Annotated in this window: 1 protein-coding gene; it reads left to right on the top strand. The window is 37.0% G+C overall.

Annotated elements, in window-relative coordinates:
* Positions 1-94 precede the first annotated feature (94 nt).
* Positions 95-1,669, top strand: a complete 1,575-nt coding sequence (locus tag DW793_RS14070) for an IS1182 family transposase (RefSeq protein WP_118158522.1) — start codon at positions 95-97, stop codon at positions 1,667-1,669.
* Positions 1,670-1,846 lie beyond the last annotated feature (177 nt).

The following is a 1,846-nucleotide window of genomic DNA, read 5'->3' as shown; positions in this document are numbered from 1 at the left end:
AAAAAGGCGCTGTAAAAAAACGCGCAATAAAAAAAGACTGCAACCACCCTTAAAAGGGTAGGAAAGCAGTCTTTTTTGTGGTATAATAAATTTGATGAAAAAATACCAACAAGAATATAATACACCATATCAATTAAAATTTCCTATAGAAATTGAAAAAATTATTGAAACAACAGATCCGGTATATACATTTTGTGAAGTTATTGATCATATTGACCTAAATAAATACCTGACGACTGAGGAACGCAGGACAGGCAGACCAAGATATGATGAAAAAACTTTGCTAAAAGTAATACTGTTCGCATTCATGGAAAATGGCTATGAATCATTAAGAAAAATAGAAAAGCTGTGCAAAACAGATATCCGCTTTATGTGGTTATTACAGGACGAACCGCCGCCAAGCCATATGACGATAGACAATTTTATGAACAATGTGCTTAACGGAAAAATAGAAGAGATATTCGCTGACATCAATGCTTACATATTTGAACAAGAAAACGTAGATATGGATCATGTGTACATAGACGGAACAAAGATCACAGCCAACGCCAACAAATACAGCTGGGTATGGAAAAAGAGCTGTGAGAAAAATCGCGTGAAAGTATTTGCAAAGATAACAGAACTGTTAAGTGAGATAAATAAAAGAATAGCCGCATTTGGTGTGAAATTCGGAGTTCGCGAAGAATATGCCATCGAATATCTCGAACAGATATTGAAGCAATATATACAGCTTTGCGGTTTTGATCCTGCTTCTGCTGTCAGGGGACGTGGACATCATAAAACTCCAGAACAGCGATATTATGATAAGCTTACAAGTTACATTGCGAGACTAAAAAAGTATGCAGAGCACATAAAAATATGCGGCAATGAACGAAACAGTTATTCCAAAACAGACCATGATGCAACATTTATGCGTATGAAAAAAGACTATATGGGAAACGATCAACTGCTCCCAGGTTACAACATACAATTTGGCGTTTGCGATGAGTATATCGCCGTATATGACGTAAAGCAGTATGCCTCGGATATGGATTGCTTCAAGCCGCTTATGGAAAAATTCCACAGAATATATGGAAAGTATCCTGAATATCCAGTTACCGACGCAGGCTATGGAAGCTTCAACAACTATCTGTACTGTGAAGAACACGGAATGAGAAAATACATGAAATTTACCATGTATGAAAAAGAAAGCAAGAATATTAAATACCATAATGATCCATACAGAGCAGTGAATTTCCGCATAGATGGAAACGGTGATCTGGTGTGTCCTAACAACAAAAAATTCCATTACGTTTACAGCAGACCCATAAAGGGAAACAAATATGGGAGAACAGAAGAATTCTATCAGTGTGAAGAATGTGCAAACTGTTCTCATAAAGAAAAGTGCTGCAAATGCAAGGGAAATCGCATAGTTCGCATAAATGAAGAATTGACTGCATTTCACAAAGAAGTTTTGGACAATCTTAATTGTATTCATGGAGCGCTTCTCAGAATGAACAGAAGCATTCAATCTGAAGGTGCAAATGGTATCATCAAGTGGAATCGGTCATACACAAGAGCCAGAAGACGTGGCTTAAATGCCATGAATTTAGAAATTGCGATGATTTGCTGTGGTTTTAATCTGCATAAATTTCACTTGAAGAAGATCGCAATCAGAAAAGCAGCCTGAAAAAGATATTTTTCAACATTTTAATAATCGGCAAAAAGCGCTGTATTTCTGCCGGTGTGTTTGCTGTACCCTTTTTTCAAGATTAGATAGTTCTTTTTTGCTGTGTGATATATTAAAGCCCGTGGGCTTCCATATCGAGGGAATCCACGGGCTTTGTTGCGCTTTTTTTACAGCGTC

Origin of the sequence: Ruminococcus sp. AM31-15AC, from assembly GCF_003462045.1 — a bacterium.
Taxonomy (GTDB): domain Bacteria; phylum Bacillota; class Clostridia; order Oscillospirales; family Ruminococcaceae; genus Hominimerdicola; species Hominimerdicola aceti.
Note: the sequence above shows the minus strand (reverse complement) of the source record. Positions and strands in the feature narration are given on the sequence as shown.